General features: G+C 60.9%; 20 protein-coding genes. 18 read left to right on the forward strand and 2 right to left on the reverse strand.

Features of this window, described 5'->3' with window-relative positions:
• Positions 1-11 precede the first annotated feature (11 nt).
• The 18 genes from AC72UB_RS07090 to AC72UB_RS07175 all read left to right on the forward strand — a co-directional run bounded on the left by AC72UB_RS07090 (position 12) and on the right by AC72UB_RS07175 (position 16,540).
• Entirely contained in the window at positions 12-257 is a 246-nt protein-coding gene (locus AC72UB_RS07090; protein WP_463291048.1) for a hypothetical protein, read from the forward strand.
• Between the two features lie 9 nt (positions 258-266).
• Positions 267-488 carry a DUF5337 family protein gene (locus tag AC72UB_RS07095; protein ID WP_505189159.1) on the forward strand — a complete coding sequence of 74 codons (222 nt, stop codon included), beginning with the start codon at positions 267-269 and terminating at the stop codon, positions 486-488.
• Between the two features lie 13 nt (positions 489-501).
• Positions 502-1,797 (forward strand): NADH-quinone oxidoreductase subunit NuoF, encoded by a 1,296-nt coding sequence (gene nuoF, locus AC72UB_RS07100; RefSeq protein ID WP_505189160.1) that lies wholly within the window; start codon positions 502-504, stop codon positions 1,795-1,797.
• A gap of 15 nt (positions 1,798-1,812) precedes the next feature.
• A complete protein-coding gene (locus tag AC72UB_RS07105) occupies positions 1,813-2,115 on the forward strand; it encodes a hypothetical protein (protein ID WP_505189161.1) in 303 nt (100 codons plus the stop codon).
• Positions 2,116-2,192: 77 nt separating this feature from the next.
• Positions 2,193-2,609: a DUF5333 domain-containing protein gene (locus AC72UB_RS07110; RefSeq protein WP_505189162.1), complete on the forward strand. Its 417-nt coding sequence runs from the start codon at positions 2,193-2,195 to the stop codon at positions 2,607-2,609.
• A gap of 73 nt (positions 2,610-2,682) precedes the next feature.
• Entirely contained in the window at positions 2,683-4,692 is a 2,010-nt protein-coding gene (nuoG, locus tag AC72UB_RS07115; RefSeq protein ID WP_505189163.1) for an NADH-quinone oxidoreductase subunit NuoG, read from the forward strand.
• A 6-nt stretch (positions 4,693-4,698) separates the two neighbouring features.
• A complete protein-coding gene (locus AC72UB_RS07120) occupies positions 4,699-5,103 on the forward strand; it encodes a YNQ4 family lipoprotein (RefSeq protein ID WP_505189164.1) in 405 nt (134 codons plus the stop codon).
• A gap of 34 nt (positions 5,104-5,137) precedes the next feature.
• Complete coding sequence (gene nuoH, locus AC72UB_RS07125) at positions 5,138-6,175, forward strand: NADH-quinone oxidoreductase subunit NuoH (RefSeq protein WP_505189165.1); 1,038 nt, start codon at positions 5,138-5,140, stop codon at positions 6,173-6,175.
• A gap of 4 nt (positions 6,176-6,179) precedes the next feature.
• A complete protein-coding gene (gene nuoI / locus AC72UB_RS07130) occupies positions 6,180-6,674 on the forward strand; it encodes an NADH-quinone oxidoreductase subunit NuoI (RefSeq protein ID WP_463290303.1) in 495 nt (164 codons plus the stop codon).
• Between the two features lie 6 nt (positions 6,675-6,680).
• Entirely contained in the window at positions 6,681-7,103 is a 423-nt protein-coding gene (locus tag AC72UB_RS07135; RefSeq protein ID WP_463290302.1) for a carboxymuconolactone decarboxylase family protein, read from the forward strand.
• Positions 7,100-7,714 carry an NADH-quinone oxidoreductase subunit J gene (locus tag AC72UB_RS07140; protein ID WP_505189166.1) on the forward strand — a complete coding sequence of 205 codons (615 nt, stop codon included), beginning with the start codon at positions 7,100-7,102 and terminating at the stop codon, positions 7,712-7,714. The genes AC72UB_RS07135 and AC72UB_RS07140 overlap by 4 nt, the downstream gene beginning before the upstream one ends.
• An 81-nt stretch (positions 7,715-7,795) precedes the next feature.
• The gene (nuoK, locus tag AC72UB_RS07145; RefSeq protein ID WP_463290300.1) at positions 7,796-8,101 is read left to right on the forward strand and encodes an NADH-quinone oxidoreductase subunit NuoK; all 306 of its coding nucleotides are present in this window, start codon (positions 7,796-7,798) and stop codon (positions 8,099-8,101) included.
• Between the two features lie 4 nt (positions 8,102-8,105).
• Positions 8,106-10,349, forward strand: a complete 2,244-nt coding sequence (gene nuoL / locus AC72UB_RS07150) for an NADH-quinone oxidoreductase subunit L (protein WP_505189167.1) — start codon at positions 8,106-8,108, stop codon at positions 10,347-10,349.
• Between the two features lie 3 nt (positions 10,350-10,352).
• Positions 10,353-11,885, forward strand: a complete 1,533-nt coding sequence (locus AC72UB_RS07155) for an NADH-quinone oxidoreductase subunit M (RefSeq protein WP_505189168.1) — start codon at positions 10,353-10,355, stop codon at positions 11,883-11,885.
• Positions 11,886-11,897: 12 nt separating this feature from the next.
• Positions 11,898-13,337 carry an NADH-quinone oxidoreductase subunit NuoN gene (nuoN, locus tag AC72UB_RS07160; RefSeq protein WP_505189169.1) on the forward strand — a complete coding sequence of 480 codons (1,440 nt, stop codon included), beginning with the start codon at positions 11,898-11,900 and terminating at the stop codon, positions 13,335-13,337.
• On the forward strand, positions 13,330-14,082 hold the full coding sequence (locus AC72UB_RS07165) for a biotin--[acetyl-CoA-carboxylase] ligase (RefSeq protein ID WP_505189170.1): 753 nt from the start codon (positions 13,330-13,332) through the stop codon (positions 14,080-14,082). The genes nuoN and AC72UB_RS07165 overlap by 8 nt, the downstream gene beginning before the upstream one ends.
• A gap of 11 nt (positions 14,083-14,093) precedes the next feature.
• Positions 14,094-14,867 carry a type III pantothenate kinase gene (locus AC72UB_RS07170; protein WP_463290296.1) on the forward strand — a complete coding sequence of 258 codons (774 nt, stop codon included), beginning with the start codon at positions 14,094-14,096 and terminating at the stop codon, positions 14,865-14,867.
• Entirely contained in the window at positions 14,864-16,540 is a 1,677-nt protein-coding gene (locus tag AC72UB_RS07175) for a ribonuclease J (RefSeq protein ID WP_505189171.1), read from the forward strand. Before AC72UB_RS07170 ends, AC72UB_RS07175 begins: the two co-directional genes overlap by 4 nt.
• 94 nt (positions 16,541-16,634) lie before the next feature.
• Here AC72UB_RS07175 and AC72UB_RS07180 read toward each other — a convergent pair whose 3' ends face one another.
• Positions 16,635-18,365: a DEAD/DEAH box helicase gene (locus tag AC72UB_RS07180; RefSeq protein ID WP_505189172.1), complete on the reverse strand. Its 1,731-nt coding sequence runs from the start codon at positions 18,363-18,365 to the stop codon at positions 16,635-16,637.
• A gap of 172 nt (positions 18,366-18,537) precedes the next feature.
• Complete coding sequence (gene amaB, locus AC72UB_RS07185) at positions 18,538-20,046, reverse strand: L-piperidine-6-carboxylate dehydrogenase (protein ID WP_505189173.1); 1,509 nt, start codon at positions 20,044-20,046, stop codon at positions 18,538-18,540.
• Between the last annotated feature and the right edge of the window lie 167 nt (positions 20,047-20,213).

A 20,213-nucleotide genomic window follows, 5' to 3' on the forward strand; every position in this document is an offset into this window, starting at 1 on the left:
GGGGGTAGGCGATGGACGATCATCATCACGAACATGCGCCCGTCGATGGCCCTTGGGCCGGGGGCTGGCTCGTCGCCGCTGTTGCTGGGTTGCTCGCCGCCTTTGTGGCCCGCGCGATTGGCGATGTGTCGCTGACCCCGGCCTTTGTCGTCGGTCTGGTGACCTTTGGTGTTTTCGGCGTTCTGCTCGGGCAGGGCGGGGTTGAACGGGTGGATGGCGGGGATCATGGCGCGGGCCATGGTCATGGCCACCACTGAGGTGATGGGGTGAAAGCGCCCAAGCCCAAGGATGATGGAACGGCCAAACAAGCGCGGCGTGTCGCGGTTGTGATGGCGGGGACCATGATCTTGTGGATGGGGGCGCAGGTTGTGGGTCGAGACATGGGGTGGCCAGCCGAGCTGACGCTTCTGCTCGATCTGGCGGCGCTGGCTGGATTTATCTGGTGCTTGGCCGTGACATATCAGATCTGGCGCAAGCGCCGGGGTTAGGAAGAGGGGCATCATGCTCAAGGATCAGGACCGCATCTTTACCAACCTTTACGGGATGCATGACCGCACGCTGGCCGGGGCCAAAAAGCGCGGGCATTGGAACGGCACGGGCGATCTCATCAAGCTGGGCCGCGACAAGATCGTTGAGATCGTCAAGGCATCGGGCCTGCGCGGTCGTGGCGGGGCGGGCTTTCCGACCGGTCTGAAATGGTCGTTCATGCCCAAGCAATCGGATGGGCGGCCGTCTTATCTCGTGATCAACGCCGACGAATCCGAACCGGGCACCTGCAAAGACCGCGAGATCATGCGCCATGATCCCCACACGCTGATCGAAGGCGCGCTGATCGCGTCTTTCGCGATGGGGGCCAATGCCTGCTACATCTACATTCGCGGTGAATACATCCGTGAGCGTGAGGCGCTGCAAGCCGCGATTGACGAATGTTATGATGCGGGCCTTTTGGGCAAGAACGCCGCCAAATCCGGCTGGGATTTTGACTGCTATCTGCACCACGGGGCGGGGGCCTATATCTGCGGTGAAGAGACCGCGCTGCTGGAAAGCCTTGAAGGCAAGAAGGGCATGCCCCGGATGAAGCCGCCGTTCCCGGCGGGTTCGGGTCTGTACGGATGTCCGACGACGGTGAACAATGTCGAATCGATCGCCGTTGTGCCAACGATCCTGCGGCGCGGGGCGGATTGGTTTTCCTCCTTTGGTCGCCCCAACAATGCGGGCACCAAGCTGTTCGGTATCTCGGGCCATGTGAACAACCCTTGTGTGGTTGAAGAAGCGATGTCGATCCCGCTGAAAGAGCTATTGGAGCGTCACTGTGGTGGCGTTCGCGGCGGCTGGAAGAATATCAAGGCGGTGATCCCCGGCGGGTCTTCCGTGCCGATGCTGAACGCAGCGCAGTGCGAAGATGCGATCATGGATTTCGACTGGCTGCGCGAGCAGCGGTCCGGTCTGGGGACTGCTGCTGTGATCGTGATGGATCAATCAACTGATGTGATCAAAGCCATCTGGCGTCTGTCCAAGTTCTACAAGCATGAAAGCTGTGGCCAGTGCACCCCTTGCCGCGAAGGCACGGGTTGGATGATGCGCGTGATGGATCGTCTGGTCAAAGGCGAGGCCGAGGTGGAAGAGATCGACATGTTGATCTCGGTTACCAAGCAGGTCGAAGGCCACACCATCTGCGCGCTTGGTGATGCGGCGGCTTGGCCTATTCAGGGCTTGGTGCGCCATTTCCGCGAAGAGATTGAAGACCGGATCAAAGCAAAGAAAACCGGTCGCATGGGCGCGATGGCGGCCGAGTAAGTGAAGGGGATTGCGATGATGTCGCTGGGTCTGTTGACCGCTTGCGCTGCACCGGGGCCCGCCCCGATGCCGCTGGCTGCCAGCGGACCTGTGGCCATTTCGCAAGACGGTGTTGGATATCTCGTGGACCTGCAACCCACCCTGTCTGGTGCGCAAATCACGGTCGCGGCCGATCAGGGTGCGATGGCGATGGATCAAGGTCTGATCGCCAAGCGCGTGGCCGGTGCCTTGTGCGAAAGCCGGGGTTCAAAGCTGGATGGTCGGGCCCTTGGGCGGTTTGTCGCCGGGTCTTGGGTGTTTGATGGGGGCTGCCTATGAGCCGCATCGCATCCTGTCATGGCATAGCAAAGCGATTGAGCCCATGTCATGGGACCGTACCCGCTTTGGAGGCGACCATGACACGTTCCATTCTTGGCATTGCGCTTTGTGCGCTGAGCATCCCAGCCTTGGCAGCTCCTGCCTTGGCGCTGGAACCGATCAACACGGAAAAGCACATCAATGAGACCTTGTTGCAGGGCTTCATCGCAGACAGCATCGACGACAATTGCGACAGCATCTCGGCGCGGAAACTGCGGGCTTTGTCCGAACTGAACTCGCTACGGAACTATGCGCTGGAAAAGGGCTATAGCAGCCAAGAGGTGAAGGCGTTTGTCACCTCCAAAGCCGAAAAAGCCCGTGCGAGGGCTTTGGCGTCGGATTGGCTGCGCAGACACGGCGCGGTGGTTGGCGCACAGGCGGGCTATTGCAAGATCGGTCAGGAAGAGATCGCCAAGGACAGTCTGATCGGACAGCTTTTGCGGTTTGACGGATGACCAGACGGAATGACGGAATGGCCGCCCCAAGCACACGGTTTGAGGCGGGATCAGGTGAAGGACGGGTAGGCAGATGACCAACCTCAAGAAGATCAGCATCGACGGTATCGAGGTCGAGGTGGATGGCGCGATGACCATCATTCAGGCCGCCGAAGTGGCAGGCGTGGAAATTCCGCGCTTTTGCTACCACGAGCGTCTGACCATCGCGGGCAACTGCCGGATGTGTCTGGTCGAGGTTGTCGGTGGTCCGCCAAAGCCAGCGGCAAGCTGCGCGATGCAGGTGCGCGATCTGCGCCCCGGCCCTAACGGTGAGGCCCCGGTGGTCAAAACCACCTCGCCCATGGTGAAAAAGGCCCGTGAAGGGGTGATGGAGTTCTTGCTGATTAACCATCCCCTCGATTGCCCGATCTGCGATCAGGGCGGCGAGTGCGATCTGCAGGATCAGGCCATGGCGTACGGCGTTGATTTCTCGCGCTACCGCGAGCCCAAGCGCGCATCGGAAGATCTGGATCTGGGTCCCTTGGTGGAAACCAAGATGACGCGTTGCATTTCCTGCACGCGCTGCGTGCGCTTTACCACCGAAGTGGCTGGCATCACCCAGATGGGCCAGACGGGCCGGGGGGAAGACAGCGAGATTACCAGCTATCTTAACCTGACCTTGGACAGCAATCTGCAGGGCAATATCATTGACCTCTGCCCGGTCGGCGCGTTGACCTCAAAGCCTTACGCCTTCACCGCCCGTCCGTGGGAATTGACCAAGACCGAAACCATCGATGTGATGGATGCCTTGGGATCGAACATCCGCGTGGACACCAAGGGCCGCGAAGTGATGCGCATTTTGCCGCGCAACCATGACGGCGTGAATGAGGAATGGATTTCCGATAAGACCCGCTTCATCTGGGACGGTCTGCGTCGGCAGCGCCTAGACACGCCTTACATCCGCGAAAACGGCAAGCTGCGCAAAGCGGATTGGCCCGAGGCTCTGGCTGCGGCGGCGGCGGCGATGAAAGGCAAGAAGGTTGCCGGTCTTGTGGGCGATCTCGCCTCGGTTGAGGCGGCTTATTCGCTGAAGACCCTGGTTGAAGGTCTGGGCGGGCATGTGGAATGCCGCACCGACAACGCGAAGTTGCCCAGCGGAAACCGCTCAGCCTATGTCGGCACGGCATCGGTGGACGATATCGATACGGCCAAGACCATCCTTCTGATCGGCACCAACCCGCGCGTGGAAGCCCCAGTGCTGAACGCCCGCATCCGCAAGGCTTGGGCCAAGGGCGCGACGGTCGGTCTGATCGGCGAAGCCTGCGATTTGAGCTATGAGTACAAGCACATGGGCACCGACCGCGCCGCTCTGGTCGACCTCGTGGGCAAGGTTACGGCCAAGGACAACACGCTGGTCATCATCGGCCAAGGCGCGATCAATGAGGCTGATGGTGAGGCGGTACTGTCCCAAGCCATGGCCTATGCCACCGGGGCAGGGGCCAAGCTCATGGTCTTGCACACCGCCGCAGCGCGCGTTGGCGCGATGGACGTGGGCGCAGTGACCGAAGGCGGTCTGGCCAAGGCAACCGAAGGGGCCGAGGTGATCTACAACCTTGGTGCTGATGAGGTCGAGATCGCGGCGGGTCCTTTCGTGATCTATCAAGGCAGCCATGGTGATCGGGGCGCGCAGCGGGCCGACATCATTCTGCCGGGTGCTGCCTATACCGAAGAAAACGGGCTTTTCGTGAACACCGAAGGCCGCCCGCAACTGGCGGTGCGCGCCGGGTTCGCGCCGGGGCAGGCCAAGGAAAACTGGGCCATCCTGCGCGCGCTTTCGGCTGAAGTCGGCCAGACCCTGCCGTGGGACAGCTTGGCGGCGCTGCGGGCCCATCTGGTCGCCAAGCACCCGCATTTGGGCCGCGTGGACGAGGTCGCCGAAAACGACTGGCAGCCTTTGGCCGTGAAGGCCCCCGCCAAGGCCACCTTCCGCCCAGCGATCCGCGAGTTTTACCTGACCAACCCGATTGCGCGCGCAAGTGCGGTGATGGGCGAGTTGGCTGCATTGGCCAAGTCGCGCGCTGCCGCGCAGTTGGCGGCGGAGTAAGCGGATATGTGCTTTGCCTGCAAAACCATCGCCAGCCTTGGGGTCGCGTCCGCGATCCTGTTGGGCTGCGCGGGGGGTGAGCAGGTGACGAGCGGCACGTTCTCGCCCAGCTATGGCGGGATCGAGACGCTCCTTTTGGACGGGGATCTCGTGAATTTCCGGGTGGAAATGACCGGGGCAAGGGACAATCAGGACGTGGCCGATTATGCGGCCTGTGCTGCGGCGCAATATGCGCTGATCCGGGGCTTTGGATTTGCCCGCCATGTGCGGACAAATGTCGATAATCAGGGTGGAACTTGGCGCGGGGATGCGGTTTACACCATCTCGGCGGCGCTGCCCGAAGGGTTGAGAACAATAGACGCCGAAGTGACCGTGCGCGACTGTGGCGCACGTGGCATTCCGACGGTGTAAGGGCCACGAAAAGGCTAAGGGGACGTAAGGGATCATGGCTGAATTCTTCCAGACCGGCGCGGGAATTGCGGTGCTGATTGCGCTGCAAAGCCTTGCAATCATTGCCTTTGTGATGATCAGCCTGTTGTTCCTTGTTTACGGTGACCGCAAGATTTGGGCGGCCGTGCAAATGCGCAAAGGCCCCAACGTGGTTGGCCCCTTTGGTCTTTTGCAATCGGTGGCCGATGCACTGAAATATGTGGTCAAGGAAATCGTCATTCCCGCCGGTGCAGACCGCCCGGTGTTCTTCTTGGCCCCGATGCTGTCCTTTGTGCTCGCGATCTTGGCATGGGCCGTCGTGCCGTTTGACCAAGGCTGGGTCTTGGCCGATATCAACGTGGCGATCCTCTTCGTCTTTGCCGTCTCGTCGCTGGAAGTTTACGGCGTGATCATGGGCGGTTGGGCGTCGAACTCGAAATACCCTTTCCTTGGCTCGCTGCGGTCCGCCGCGCAGATGATTTCTTACGAAGTCTCGCTGGGGCTTATCATCATCGGCATCATCATCTCGACGGGTTCCATGAGCTTTGGCGCCATTGTGGCCGCGCAAGACGGCGATCTGGGCCTTCTAAACTGGTACTGGCTGCCGCACTTCCCGATGGTGTTCCTGTTCTTCATCTCGGCCTTGGCCGAAACCAACCGCCCGCCGTTTGACCTTCCGGAAGCGGAATCCGAACTCGTCGCCGGGTTCATGGTGGAATACTCCTCCACCCCCTACCTTCTGTTCATGGCCGGCGAATACATCGCCATCTTCCTGATGTGCGCGCTGATGTCGCTGTTGTTCTTCGGCGGCTGGCTCTCTCCGATTCCCGGTCTGGCCGATGGCTGGTGGTGGATGGTTGCGAAGATGTGGGTCTTCTTCTTCTTCTTCGCGATGGTGAAGGCGATTGTGCCCCGCTACCGCTATGACCAGCTGATGCGGATTGGTTGGAAAGTGTTCCTTCCGATGTCGCTCGCATGGGTCGTGATCGTGGCGTTCTTGGCCAAGTTTGAAATTCTGGGCACCTTCTGGGCCCGCTGGACCATCGGAGGCTGAGGCAATGGCAAACATCGACTGGGGCCGTGCGACCAAATACTTCCTTTTGGCCGATTTCATCAAAGGCTTTGGCCTTGGCATGAAATACTTCTTCGCGCCGAAGGCCACGCTGAACTATCCGCATGAAAAGGGGCCGCTTTCGCCCCGTTTCCGTGGCGAACACGCGCTGCGCCGCTATCCCAATGGCGAGGAACGCTGCATCGCCTGCAAGCTGTGCGAAGCGATTTGCCCCGCGCAGGCCATCACCATCGACGCCGAACCGCGTGAAGACGGCTCGCGCCGCACCACGCGCTATGACATCGACATGACCAAGTGCATCTACTGCGGTTTCTGCCAAGAGGCCTGCCCGGTGGATGCGATCGTCGAAGGCCCGAACTTCGAGTTTTCGACCGAAACGCGCGAAGAGCTGTTTTACAACAAAGACAAGCTCTTGGAAAACGGCGCGCGCTGGGAAGCCGAGATTGCCCGCAATCTTGAACTCGACGCGCCGTATCGGTGATCTGACATGACCGATGATCTTGCCAAGTTTTTCCAGCAGATGATGGAGCAGGGCCAGAAAATGGCCGCTGCCTTCAATCCGGCATTGGAAAGCATGGATATGAAGGGCTTTGAAAAGCTCTTCCCGACGCTGCCGAAAGACATGCTTGAGGCGTGGTTTGGCAAAACCTTCAATCCCGAGGGCCTTGATGCGCGCACCCGCCTTTTGGTGACGATTGCCGCGCTGACAGTCTTGGGGGCGCAGGCCGATGTGCAGCTGCGCATGACCATCCGTCAGGCGCTGAGTGCCGGGGCCACGCAGCGCGAGATTGCCGAAGTGATCTGGCAGATGAGCATGTTTGGCGGCGTTCCTGCCATGCAAAAAGCGCTGGAGATTGCGCAGTCGGTCTTTGCCGAGACTGCCGCCAATACTGGGGAGAAAGACGCATGACCGTCGCTGATTACGCCTTTTATGCCTTTGCCATCGTCACGGTGGCGGCAGGCCTTATGGTCACCATCAGCCGCAACCCGGTGCATTCGGTTTTGTGGCTGATCTTGGCCTTCCTCTCTTCGGCCGGGCTCTTCGTGCTTTTGGGGGCCGAGTTTGTCGCCATGCTCCTCATCATCGTCTATGTCGGCGCGGTGGCGGTTCTGTTCCTGTTCGTCGTCATGATGCTGGACATCGACTTTGCCGAGTTGAAGGGCGAGATGGCCCGCACCATGCCTTTGGCCATGCTGATCGGCATCATCATCTTGATGGAACTGTCGCTGGGTGTTGGCGCTTGGGTGCAGGCCGAAGGCGCGATGGGCTTGCGCGATGCGGTGGCGCCTGCCGCCGATCAGGTGGAGAACACCCGCGCTTTGGGTCTCATCATCTATGACAAGTACATCCTTTTGTTCCAGCTTTCGGGCCTGATCCTGCTGGTCGCGATGATCGGCGCGATCTTGTTGACCATGCGTCACCGCAAGGATGTGAAGCGCCAGAATGTGCTGCATCAGATGTGGCGCGATCCGGCCAAGGCGATGGAGTTGAAAGACGTCAAGCCGGGGCAGGGGCTCTAAGCCAAAGGGGCGGGGGCACCCCGCCGCGACAAAGACACGACAGCGATAAGACAACGGGCAAATGCCCTGAGGGACATGAGAATGGTGGGACTTGAACATTACCTGACAGTGGCGGCGGCGCTGTTCGTCATTGGCATCTTTGGCATCTTCCTGAACCGGAAGAATGTCATCGTCATCCTCATGTCGATCGAATTGATGCTTCTGGCGGTGAACATCAACTTCGTCGCCTTCTCATCTTACCTGGGCGATCTGGTCGGGCAGGTGTTTACCCTGTTCATCCTGACCGTCGCCGCCGCCGAGGCCGCCATTGGCCTTGCGATCCTTGTGGTGTTCTTCCGCAACCGCGGCACCATCGACGTCGAAGACGTCAACGTGATGAAAGGCTGACGCAATGGCTCAGATCATTCTCTTTGCTCCTCTGATCGGGGCCATTCTGTGCGGCTTTGGCTGGCGTCTTATTGGCGAGCGTCCGGCGCAGATCTTGACCACCGCTTTGGTGTTTCTGGCGGCGATCCTGTCTTGGGTCATCTTCCTGACCTTTGACGGCGAAACCCAGCACATCACCGTCTTGCGCTTTATCGAAAGCGGGGCCTTGTCCACCGAATGGGGTATCCGGGTGGACCGTCTGACCGCGATCATGCTGGTCGTCGTCAACTCCGTCTCAGCGCTCGTGCACCTCTATTCGTTTGGCTACATGGCCCATGACGACAACTGGGGTCCTGATGAGCCTTATCGGGCGCGTTTCTTTGCCTACTTGTCGTTCTTCACCTTTGCCATGCTGTCGCTGGTGACGGCCGACAACCTTGTGCAGATGTTCTTTGGCTGGGAGGGCGTGGGCGTTGCCTCCTACCTTCTGATCGGGTTCTACTACCGCAAGCCCACCGCCAATGCCGCCGCGATCAAGGCCTTTGTGGTCAACCGCGTTGGCGACTTTGGTTTTGCCCTTGGCATCTTTGCGCTGTTCTATCTGACCGACAGCATCAAGTTTGACGATGTCTTTGCCGCTGCCCCTGCGCTGGCGGAAACCAACCTGCATTTCCTGTGGGCTGACTGGAACGCGGCCAATCTGATTGGTGTCCTCCTGTTCATCGGCGCGATGGGCAAATCGGCCCAATTGTTCCTGCACACTTGGTTGCCGGACGCGATGGAAGGTCCGACCCCGGTGTCGGCGCTGATCCACGCCGCGACCATGGTGACGGCGGGGGTGTTCCTCGTCTGCCGCATGTCGCCGGTCTATGAATACGCGCCTTCGGCCACCGCCTTTATCACTGTGCTCGGGGCCTTGACCGCCTTTGTGGCCGCAACCATCGGTCTGGTGCAGAACGACATCAAGCGTGTGATCGCCTATTCGACCATGTCTCAGCTTGGCTACATGTTCGTGGCCGCAGGGCTTGGGGCCTATCCGGTGGCGATGTTCCACCTCTTCACCCATGCCTTCTTTAAGGCCATGCTGTTCCTTGGCGCAGGCTCGGTCATCCATGCGACCCACCATGAGCAGGACATGCGCAACTATGGTGGCTTGCGGAAGAAAATCCCGCTGACCTTCTGGGCGATGATGATCGGCACGCTGGCCATCACCGGGGTGGGTATCCCGCTGACCTATTACGGCTTTGCCGGCTTCCTGTCGAAAGACGCGGTGATTGAAGTGGCTTATGTCGGCAGTTCTTTTGCCTTCTGGCTCTTGGTGGTCGCCGCCTGCTTTACCAGCTTCTACAGCTGGCGCCTGATGTTCATGACTTTTTACGGCACCAACCGCGCTGCCGCGCATGACGATCATAGTCATGACGATCATGCACATGACAGTCATGGGCATGGGCACCATGAGCCGCATGAAAGCCCGATGATCATGCTGATCCCCTTGGCTGCGTTGGCCTTGGGTGCGATGTTCTCGGGAATGGTTTGGTACAAGGTCTACTTTGGCGATGAGGTCAAAGTGCGCGATTGGTTCGGAATGGAAGCCGCCGCCCATGCCGAGGCGCATGGCGAGGATCATGCCGAAACCATCGCGGCCCCGGCCGAGGGGGAGGCTGTCGCAGAGGCCACCACCACTGAGGCCACAACAGTGGGCACAGCCGACGTTGCCCATGGCGACGCGGCTCATGCCGCTGGCACAGCCCCCAAAGGCGCGCTGGTGATGTTGCCCTTCACGGCTGACGAACAGGCGCTGGTCGATGCGCGTCTTGACCCGAAAAAGATGGAGAAGGCCGAACATGCGCCCACCACCATCATCAACGCCGCCCATCTGGTGCCGGCTTGGGTCAAGGTCTCGCCCTTTGTCGCGATGCTGATTGGTCTCTTCACCGCTTGGCTCTTCTACATCAAGAACCCCAGCCTGCCGGTGGGGCTGGCCGCCCAACAGCGCCCGCTGTACCTGTTCCTGCTGAACAAGTGGTACTTTGACGAGCTTTATGACTGGGTCTTCGTCCGCCCCGCGAAATGGCTTGGCCGTTTCCTGTGGCACAAGGGCGATGGCGCGGTCATCGACGGCGCGCTGAATGGCATCGCCATGGGGATCATCCCCTTCTTCACCAAACTCGCGGGCCGTGCCCAGTCGGGTTATGTCTTCACCTACGCCTTTGCCATGGTTCTCGGGATTGCTGCCCTGTTGACCTGGACGGTTCTCGGGGGTCACTGAGTTATGGATAACCTCCTGTCGATTATCACCTTCATCCCGGCGGTTGCCGCGCTGATCATGGCGCTGTTCCTGCGGGGCGATGACAAGGCCGCCGAGACCAACGCCAAGTGGCTGGCGCTTTTGGCCACCATCGCGACCTTCCTTGTTTCGCTGTTCCTGTTGATCGGGTTTGATCCGGCCAACACCGACATGCAGTTCGTCGAGGAATATGCGTGGATTGCCGGGCTGAACTACAAGATGGGCGTGGACGGCATTTCGATCCTCTTCGTGATGCTGACCACCTTCCTGATGCCTATCACCATCCTGTCGTGCTGGGGCGTTCAAACCCGCGTCAAGGAATACATGATCGCCTTCCTGATGCTGGAAACGCTGATGATCGGCGTGTTCTGCGCGCTGGATCTGGTCTTGTTCTACCTGTTCTTCGAGGCTGGCCTGATCCCGATGTTCCTGATCATCGGCATCTGGGGCGGGCAGAACCGCATCTATGCGGCGTTCAAGTTCTTCCTCTACACCTTCCTTGGTTCGGTTCTGATGCTGGTGGCCATGATCGCGATGTATTTCGCGGCGGGCACCACTGACATTCCGACGCTGATGGCCTTTGAGTTTTCCAGCGAACCGATGGCGGTGCTGGGCCTGACCATCGCAGGCGGGATGCAGACGCTGTTGTTCTTGGCCTTCTTCGCCTCGTTTGCGGTGAAGATGCCGATGTGGCCGGTGCACACTTGGCTGCCCGATGCCCACGTGCAGGCCCCGACGGCGGGCTCCGTCATTCTGGCCGCGGTGCTGTTGAAGATGGGGGGCTATGGCTTCCTGCGCTTTAGCTTGCCGATGTTCCCGGTCGGGTCTTATGTGATGACCGATATGGTGTTCTGGATGTCGGCGATCGCCATCGTCTACACATCGCTTGTCGCCTTGGCCCAAGAGGACATGAAAAAGCTGATCGCCTATTCGTCGGTTGCCCATATGGGCTATGTGACGATGGGGATTTTCGCGGCCAACCAGCAGGGCGTGGATGGGGCGATCTTCCAGATGATCAGCCACGGCTTTATCTCGGGCGCGCTCTTCCTCTGTGTTGGCGTGATCTATGACCGCATGCACACCCGCGATATTGACGCATATGGCGGCTTGGTGAACCGGATGCCCGCCTATGCGCTGGTCTTCCTGTTCTTCACCATGGCCAATGTGGGCCTTCCCGGCACAAGCGGGTTCGTCGGCGAATTCTTGGTCTTGATGGGCATCTTCCAGGTCAACACCTGGGTTGCAGCCATCGCGACCTCTGGCGTGATCCTGTCAGCGGCCTATGCGCTTTATCTTTATCGCCGCGTCGCCCTTGGTGAGCTGGTGAAAGAGGCGCTGCGCACCATTCAGGACATGAGCCGCCGTGAGCGGGCGATTTTCGCGCCCTTGATCGTGATGACCCTGCTTCTGGGGGTCTACCCCGCACTTGTGACCGATATCATCGGGCCTTCGGTGGCCCAGCTTTTGACCGACTACCATGCAGCCCTGCCCGTTGTGGCAGAAGCCGCGACGCATTGAAGGACCGATCCGATGACTGGTGTTGATCTGCAGATCCTGTTGCCCGAGATCCTTCTTGCGCTTTACGCGCTGGCGGCACTGATGGTGGGGGTTTACGGCAGCAAAGATAAGCTGACCCCGCTTTTGACTTGGGCGACAGCGGGCCTGTTCGTCGCGCTTGCGCTTCTGGTCGCCTTGCGCGGCGGCGAGGGGGCCTCGGCCTTTGGCGGCATGGTGGTGGATGATGCCTTTGCCCGCTTTGCCAAGGTCGTGATCCTGATCTCGGCCGCCGGGGTGCTGGTCATGTCGCAAGACTACATGGCGCGGCGTGATTTGGCGCGGTTCGAATACCCGGTGCTGGTGACGCTGTCGGTGATCGGCATGATGATCATGGTCTCGGCCGGTGATCTCATGGCGCTGTACATGGGGCTGGAGCTGCAGTCGCTGTCGCTTTATGTCATGGCCGCGATGCGGCGTGACAGTGTAAAGTCGACCGAAGCCGGGTTGAAGTATTTCGTCCTTGGCGCGCTGTCGTCGGGTCTGTTGCTGTATGGTGCATCACTGGTCTACGGCTATGCTGGCACCACGCTCTTCGCGGGCATCGCCTCGACCCTGACCGAAGGCGAGGCGCCCTTGGGCCTGCTGTTCGGCCTTGTGTTCCTGATCGCCGGCATGGCGTTCAAGGTCTCGGCCGCGCCCTTCCACATGTGGACACCCGATGTCTATGAAGGCGCGCCGACGCCGGTGACGGCCTTCTTCGCAACCGCCCCCAAGGTGGCCGCCATGGCGCTGATCGCCCGCGTTGTGCATGACGCCTTTGGCAGCGTGCCCGACGATTGGAGCCAGGTTTTGGCCGCGCTGGCGGTGGTGTCGATGTTCCTTGGCGCTGTGGCTGCGATTGGCCAAAAGGACATCAAGCGCCTGATGGCCTATTCGTCCATCGCCCATATGGGCTATGCGCTGGTCGGTCTGGCTGCGGCCACCCCGCAGGGGGTGCAGGCCACGCTGATCTATATGGCGATCTATGTCACCATGAACCTTGGCACCTTTGCCTTCATCCTGTCGATGGAGCGTGATGGCCGTCCGGTCACCGATATTGGCAGCCTCAACCAGTTCGCCCGCGCCGAGCCTTTGAAGGCCATGGCGATGCTCGTCTTGCTGTTCAGCCTTGCCGGTGTCCCGCCGATGCTGGGCTTTTTCGGCAAGTTCTATGTGCTGAAAGCGGCAGTGGATGCGGGGCTGGTGTGGCTGGCGATTGCCGGGGCTGTGGCCTCGGTCATCGGGGCGTTTTACTATCTGCGCATCGTTTACTTCATGTATTTCGGTGCCGAGCAGGACCCGGTCGAAAGCCGCATGTCGCCGGTGCAGTGGCTGATGCTGGTGGGCGTGGCGGCGGCGATGCTGATCGGGGTGGTGAACCTCTTCGGCATTGAACCGATTGCGCTGCATGCCGCCGAGGCCCTTCTTGGATAAGGCCTGGCCTGAGGGCGTTCTAAGGTTTGTTCTGGACAGCGTGGGCAGCACAAATGCCCACGCGCTAAGTGAGGCCCCGGCGATGGCGGGGCCTGCTTGGTTTTTGGGGCTGGAACAGACGGCGGGGCGGGGCAGGCGGGCGCGGGCCTGGTCCAGTCCACCCGGCAATTTTCATGGCACGCTGTTGCTCTTTCCAAAGGAGCGCCCTGACCAAGTGGCGCTGCGCAGCTTTGCCGCCGCACTGGCCTTGCGCGATGCCTTGGTGGCGGTGACTGGGTTGCCCGAGGCCTTCAGCCTGAAATGGCCGAATGATGTGCTTTTGAACGGGTCAAAGCTCGCCGGAATTCTTCTTGAGGCGACAAGTGCTGGCACCGGTGTCCAAGCGCTGGCGATTGGGATTGGGGTCAATCTGATGGCCCATCCCGACCAAAGCGTGATGGAGGAGGGCGCTTTGCCTGCGGTGTCCTTGCTGTCGGAAACCGGCTTGCGTGTTGCGCCGGAGGCGTTCTTGGCCGCCTTGGCTCCGGCCTATGCCCGCTGGGAGGCCGTGTTCACCGCCCAAGGCTTTGCCCCCTTGCGCGCCGCATGGTTGACCCATGCGGCCAAGCTTGGCGAGACGATCCGGGCGCGCACTGGAAAAGACACCCATCACGGGGTGTTTGACACGATTGATTCACAAGGCAACCTTATCCTCATGACGGCCACGGGACGGCTGGAAATCCCGGCGGCTGAGGTGTTCTTCTGAAAGGACGCGCCATGCTTTTGGCCATTGATTGCGGCAACACCAACACGGTGTTCTCCATCTGGAACGGCACCGGCTTTGTCGCCACCTGGCGCATCGCCACCGACCACAAGCGCACGGCGGATGAGTATTTCGTCTGGCTCTCCAGCCTCATGGCACTGACCAAGACCGAAGCCAGCATTACCGAGGCGATCATCAGCAGCACCGTGCCGCGCGTGGTGTTTAACTTGCGGGTGCTCTGCGACCGCTATTTCGGCTGCCGCCCCTTGGTGGTTGGCAAGCCCGAATGTCAGCTTCCTGTAGCGCCGCGTGTTGATCAAGGCACGACGGTGGGTCCGGACCGGCTGGTCAACACGGTGGCGGGGTTTGACCGCCATGGCGGCAACCTGATTGTGGTGGATTTCGGCACCGCAACCACGTTTGACGTGGTCGACCATGACGGCGCCTATGTCGGCGGGGTCATCGCCCCCGGCGTCAACCTCTCGCTCGAAGCGCTGCATATGGCCGCGGCGGCGCTGCCGCATGTCGATGTGACCAAACCGACCCGGGCCATTGGCACGAATACGGTGGCCTGCATGCAGTCGGGCGTGTATTGGGGCTATATTGGGTTGGTCGAAGGAATCGTCCGCGAAGTGCGGCGGGAACGTGCGGCCCCGATGAAGGTGATTGCAACTGGCGGTCTGGCCAGCTTGTTTGCCCAAGGAACAGAACTATTTGATGCGATTGAGGATGATCTGACCATGCATGGCCTCGTCCTCATCAACGCCTACAACAAGGAAACCGTATGAGCGGCGAACGCCTGATCTATCTTCCCCTTGGGGGTGCCGGTGAAATCGGCATGAATGCCTATGTCTACGGCTATGGCAAACCGGGGAAAGAGCGGCTGATGCTGGTCGATGTGGGGGTTGCCTTCCCGGATATGGACAGCAGCCCCGGCGTCGATCTGATTTTGCCCGATCTGTCGTGGTTGGTGGAAAATCTTGACCGGCTGGATGGCATCGTGATCACCCATGCCCATGAGGACCACATCGGCGCCTTGGGGCATCTGTGGCCGCTTCTGAAAAAGCCGGTCTATGCCCGCAAGTTCACCGCCAGCATTGGCCGGTTGAAGTTTGAAGAGGCCGGGCTGCCGCTCGATGCCATTCACACCCTTGAGGCGCGGCCTGCTGCGGTGGAAATCGGCCCCTTCACAGTGCAATTCCTGCCGATGCCGCATTCGATTCCCGAAAGCTCGGGCCTGATCATCGACAGCCCGGCGGGTCGTATCCTGCACACCGGTGACTTCAAACGCGATCCGTCGCCGATTGTTGGCGAGGGGTGGGATGATGCAATGCTTGAGGCCGTGGCGGCCGAGACGCCCGTCAAGGCGATGATGTGCGACAGCACCAACGTGTTCTCGCTCAACCCCGGCCGGTCTGAGGCAAGCTTGGCCGAACCCTTGACCGAGTTGATCCGGGGCGCGAGCGGTATGGTCGTGGCGACCACCTTCGCCTCGAACGTGGCCCGCCTGAAAACCCTGGCCGAAGCGGCACGGGCGGCGGATCGGTCGATCTGCGTCTTGGGTCGGGCGATGAAGCGGATGGTGTCGGTCGCCGAGGAAACCCGGGTGTTGACCGGTTTTCCGCGCGTGGTCAGCCCGGAAGAGGCGTTGGAAATCCCGCGCCGCAACCTGATGCTGTTGGTCACCGGCAGCCAAGGCGAACGCCGCGCCGCCAGCGCGGCCCTCAGCCGGGGCAAATACCTTGGCTTTGAGATGAAGCAGGGCGACACGTTCCTGTTTTCGTCCAAAACCATTCCGGGTAATGAGCGTGGCGTCTACAAGCTGATGAACGCCTATTCCGAAATGGGCGTGAATGTTGTCGATGACAACAACGGAAAATACCATGTCTCGGGCCATGCCAACCGCCCCGATCTGGAACACATCCACCGCATCTTCCTGCCCGATATGCTGGTGCCAATGCACGGCGAACACCGCCATTTGCGCGAACATGTCCGCATCGCGCATGAGGCGGGGATTGCCGGGATCGTGGCGACCAACGGCATGATGGTGGACCTGACGGGCGATGTTCCCAAAGTGGTGCAGCATATCGAAGCGGGCCGCGTCTATCTGGATGGCACGGCGCAGATTAGTTCGATGGATGGGGTGGTGCGTGACCGCATCCGTCTCGCTCTGAACGGGTTGGTCATGGTGACGATCATTCTGGACGAGCAGAATGAGCCCTTGGGTGAGGCTTGGGTGGAACTGATGGGCTTGCCCGCCACCGGTTTGGGTGAGCGTCCGTTGACCGAAACCTTGGAAGCCGAGTTGACCGAGTTTCTGGAACGCGCCTCTGGCAAGATCATCTCCGACGATGACAAGCTTGACGAGGCGCTGAAGCGCATCGTGCGGCAGGTGGCGATGGAAGAGATCGGCAAAAAGCCCGAGGTTCGAGTGGTCATCAGCCGACTGACGGCAGAGTGACCCAACCAGAGGTCGAAAATCAGAAGGCCCCGCGATCAACGCGGGGCCTTTTGATTTTGAAAGATCCGTTACCGCTGATCGACTAAGAGTCAGATCATGCGTCAGCGGTGGTTTCGCGGGCGTCTTCAGCAAGCGCTTCGGCGGCCATGTCTTCGGCCGACTGCGGTTTCAAAGCAAAGCTGCGCAAGATGAAATCCGGCACATGATCGCCCATACCGATCACGCGGTTATGGTCCTCACGCGGAGCACGATCACGCCGGTCTTCGCGCCGCGGATCGCGGCGGTCTTCCCGGGGGCGCTCTTCGCGAGGGCGATCGTCACGCGGGCGATCTTCGCGCGGGCGCTCATCGCGGGCACGGTCGTCGCGGGGGCGATCCTCACGCGGACGATCTTCCCGCGGCCGATCTTCCCGCGGACGGTCGTCGCGGCGGCGGTCGTCACGACGACGATCCTCGCCGCGATCACGGCTGCGTTCGGGGCGGGATGCGGTGGATTGCTCGGGCTCGGCCATGACGGCAACTTCGATCACGGGCTGGGCGGCCACGGGCTCCAGCGAGGCGACCTCGGTGTGCGGCTTCACCGGCCGGTCGCGCCGGTCAGTGTTGCGGTCGCGGCTGCGCGGACCGCGCGTTTCATCGCGCGGGCGGTCGGGCCGGTCTGACAGCCCCTCCAGCGCGCCCTCTGGCACCTCGCCGCGCGGGATTTCCTGTTTCACCAAAGCCTCGATGGCAGCCAGATACTTGGCATCCGAAGGCACGCAGATCGAATAGGCTTTGCCCAAACGTCCAGCGCGGCCGGTGCGGCCGATGCGGTGGACGTAATCCTCGGGGTGCGAGGGCATGTCAAAGTTGAAGACATGGCTGACCGAAGGCACATCCAGCCCGCGCGCGGCCACGTCTGAGGCGATTAGCAGCTGCAACTTGCCATCGCGGAACTGTTCCAGCGTGCGGGTGCGCATGCTTTGGTCCAGATCGCCATGAATCGGGGCCGCGTCAAAGCCGTGCGACTTCAACGACTTGGCCACCACATCCACATCCATCTTGCGGTTGCAGAAGATGATGGCGTTGGTGCAAGACTCACCTTCAGCCTTGATCAGCGCGCGCAGGACGGCGCGCTTTTCGGTAAAGCTGCGGTCTTTGCGGCTGGGCGTGAACTGAATCAGCTTTTGGTCGATCGTGGTCGAGGTGGTGGCTTGGCGCGCCACTTCGATTTTCACAGCTGCCGACAGGAAGGTATTGGTGATCCGCTCAATCTCGGGCGCCATGGTGGCCGAGTAAAAGAAGGTCTGCCGCGTAAAGGGCGTCAGCGAGAAGATGCGTTCGATATCAGGGATAAAGCCCATGTCGAGCATCCGGTCGGCCTCGTCGACCACCATGATCTGGACGCCCGTCAAAAGCAGCTTGCCGCGTTCGAAATGGTCCAAAAGACGGCCGGGCGTTGCGATCAGGACGTCAACGCCCCGGTCGATCAGCTTGTCCTGCTCGCCAAAGGACACGCCGCCAATCAGCAAAGCCTTGGTCAGCTTGGTATGCTTGGCATAGATGTCAAAGTTTTCCGCCACCTGTGCCGCGAGTTCACGCGTCGGAGCCAGCACAAGGCTGCGCGGCATCCGGGCGCGGGCGCGGCCCTGACCCAGAAGCGTGATCATCGGCAGGGTAAAGCTCGCGGTTTTTCCGGTGCCGGTCTGGGCGATGCCCAAAACATCCTTGCCCTGCAGGGCGTGCGGAATGGCCTGAGCCTGAATGGGGGTGGGTGTTTCGTATCCGGCTTCGGCAACAGCCTGCAGCACGCGCGGATCCAGCGCAAGGTCAGAGAATTTGGTCATTAGCGTCCTGAAACTGCGGGATCGGCCCGCAAGGGAAAGTAGGGGACGCATCTTTCCGGGCGTCCCGGCGTCGTAGGGTCAAGCCCCGTGAGTGGCGGATACTGGAAAACCACCTCGCGGTCAAGCAAAGCAACGGAGGCAGGGCAGGATAGGGCGCAGGACGGTACGGAGGTTAGCCGATGTCGAAGGTCACGCCCTGCGCCAAGGGCAGGCTGCGGCCATAGTTCAGCGTGTTGGTGGCCCGCCGCATATAGGCTTTCCACGCATCCGACCCGCTTTCGCGCCCGCCGCCGGTTTCCTTTTCACCCCCGAAGGCGCCGCCAATCTCGGCACCCGAGGGGCCGATGTTGACATTGGCGATGCCGCAATCACTGCCGCGGGCTGAAAGAAAGAGCTCGGCCTCGCGCATATCATTGGTGAAGATCGAAGAGGACAGGCCCTGCGGAACTTCATTATGCTTTTCAAGAGCATCGTCAAAGTCATTGTATTTCATGACATAAAGGATGGGCGCGAAGGTCTCATTCAAGACTGGGCCGATCTGGTCGGGCATCTCGACAAGTGCGGGGCGCACATAGGCGCCGCCCTCCGTTTGCACCACATCGCCACCATGCACCGTGCCACCTGCAGCGCGTGCCTGTGCCAGCGCGATCTGCATCGCTTCAAGGGCGGCATGGTCGATCAGGGGGCCCACCAGCATGCCCTGTTCCAAGGGATTGCCCACCTTGACGGACGCATAGGCCGCCTTCAGGCGCGGCAGGAAGCTGTCATAGAGGCTCTCATGCAGGAAAAGGCGGCGCAGGGTGGTGCAGCGCTGGCCGGCCGTGCCCATCGCCGCAAAGGCCACGCCGCGCAGGGTCAGGTCAAGGTTCGCGGTGGGGGCGACGATGGCGGCGTTGTTGCCACCGAGTTCCAAGAGGCTGCGGCCAAAGCGGGCCGCGACGCGCGGGCCAACCTCGCGCCCCATGCGGGTGGACCCTGTGGCCGAAACCAGCGCCACCTTGGGGCTATCCACCAGCGTCTCACCCAGCATGCGCCCGCCGATCAGCACCGTGGTCAGGCCCGCCGGGGCCGCGCCGCCTTCGGTATTGAAGCGGGTGATCGCGCGCTCCAGCATGGCATGGGCGGCAAGGGCCGACAGGCTGGCCTTTTCCGAAGGCTTCCACACCACGGCATTGCCGCAAACGAGCGCAAGGGCGGTGTTCCAAGCCCAGACCGCAACGGGAAAATTGAAGGCGGAAATCACCCCCACCACGCCCAAGGGATGCCAAGTTTCCATCATGCGGTGCTCTGGTCGCTCGGATGCAATTGTATATCCGTACAATTGCCGCGACAGGCCCAGGGCGAAGTCACAAATATCAATCATTTCTTGCACTTCGCCCAAGCCCTCGGACAGGACCTTGCCGACCTCGATGGAGACAAGACGGCCAAGATCCGCTTTGTGGGCGCGCAATTCCTCGGCCCAAAGCCGCACCAGCTCGCCGCGTTTTGGGGCCGGAACTGTCCGCCAATCGCGAAAGGCACGGTGCGCGGCGTCAATTCGGGCGATCGCGATAGCTGGGCTGTCTTCGGCGATCTGCACCAGCACCTCGCCGGTGATCGGCGAATGGGCGGGCAGGGGGCCTTTTGTCAGCGTGACGCCAAGCCGAGAGAGCAGTGCGGAAACATCATCGCAGAGGAGCATTTTGGGCCTCAAATATCAGGGTCGGCTCAGTTGAACCGTGAACCGATCTGGGGTGCAAGGCAGGCGAAATGCCTGAAATCTTGTCAAAATGCCGTGTCAACGGGCGGTATGCTGTGTCTTGGTGGCAAAAACGCGTGTCGGCATCGTTCAATCCGACAGTCCGCCGT

It is taken from the genome of Allotabrizicola aquatica (SeqCode) (assembly GCF_965194375.1).
In the GTDB taxonomy this organism is placed as follows: Bacteria; Pseudomonadota; Alphaproteobacteria; order Rhodobacterales; family Rhodobacteraceae; genus Tabrizicola_A; species Tabrizicola_A aquatica.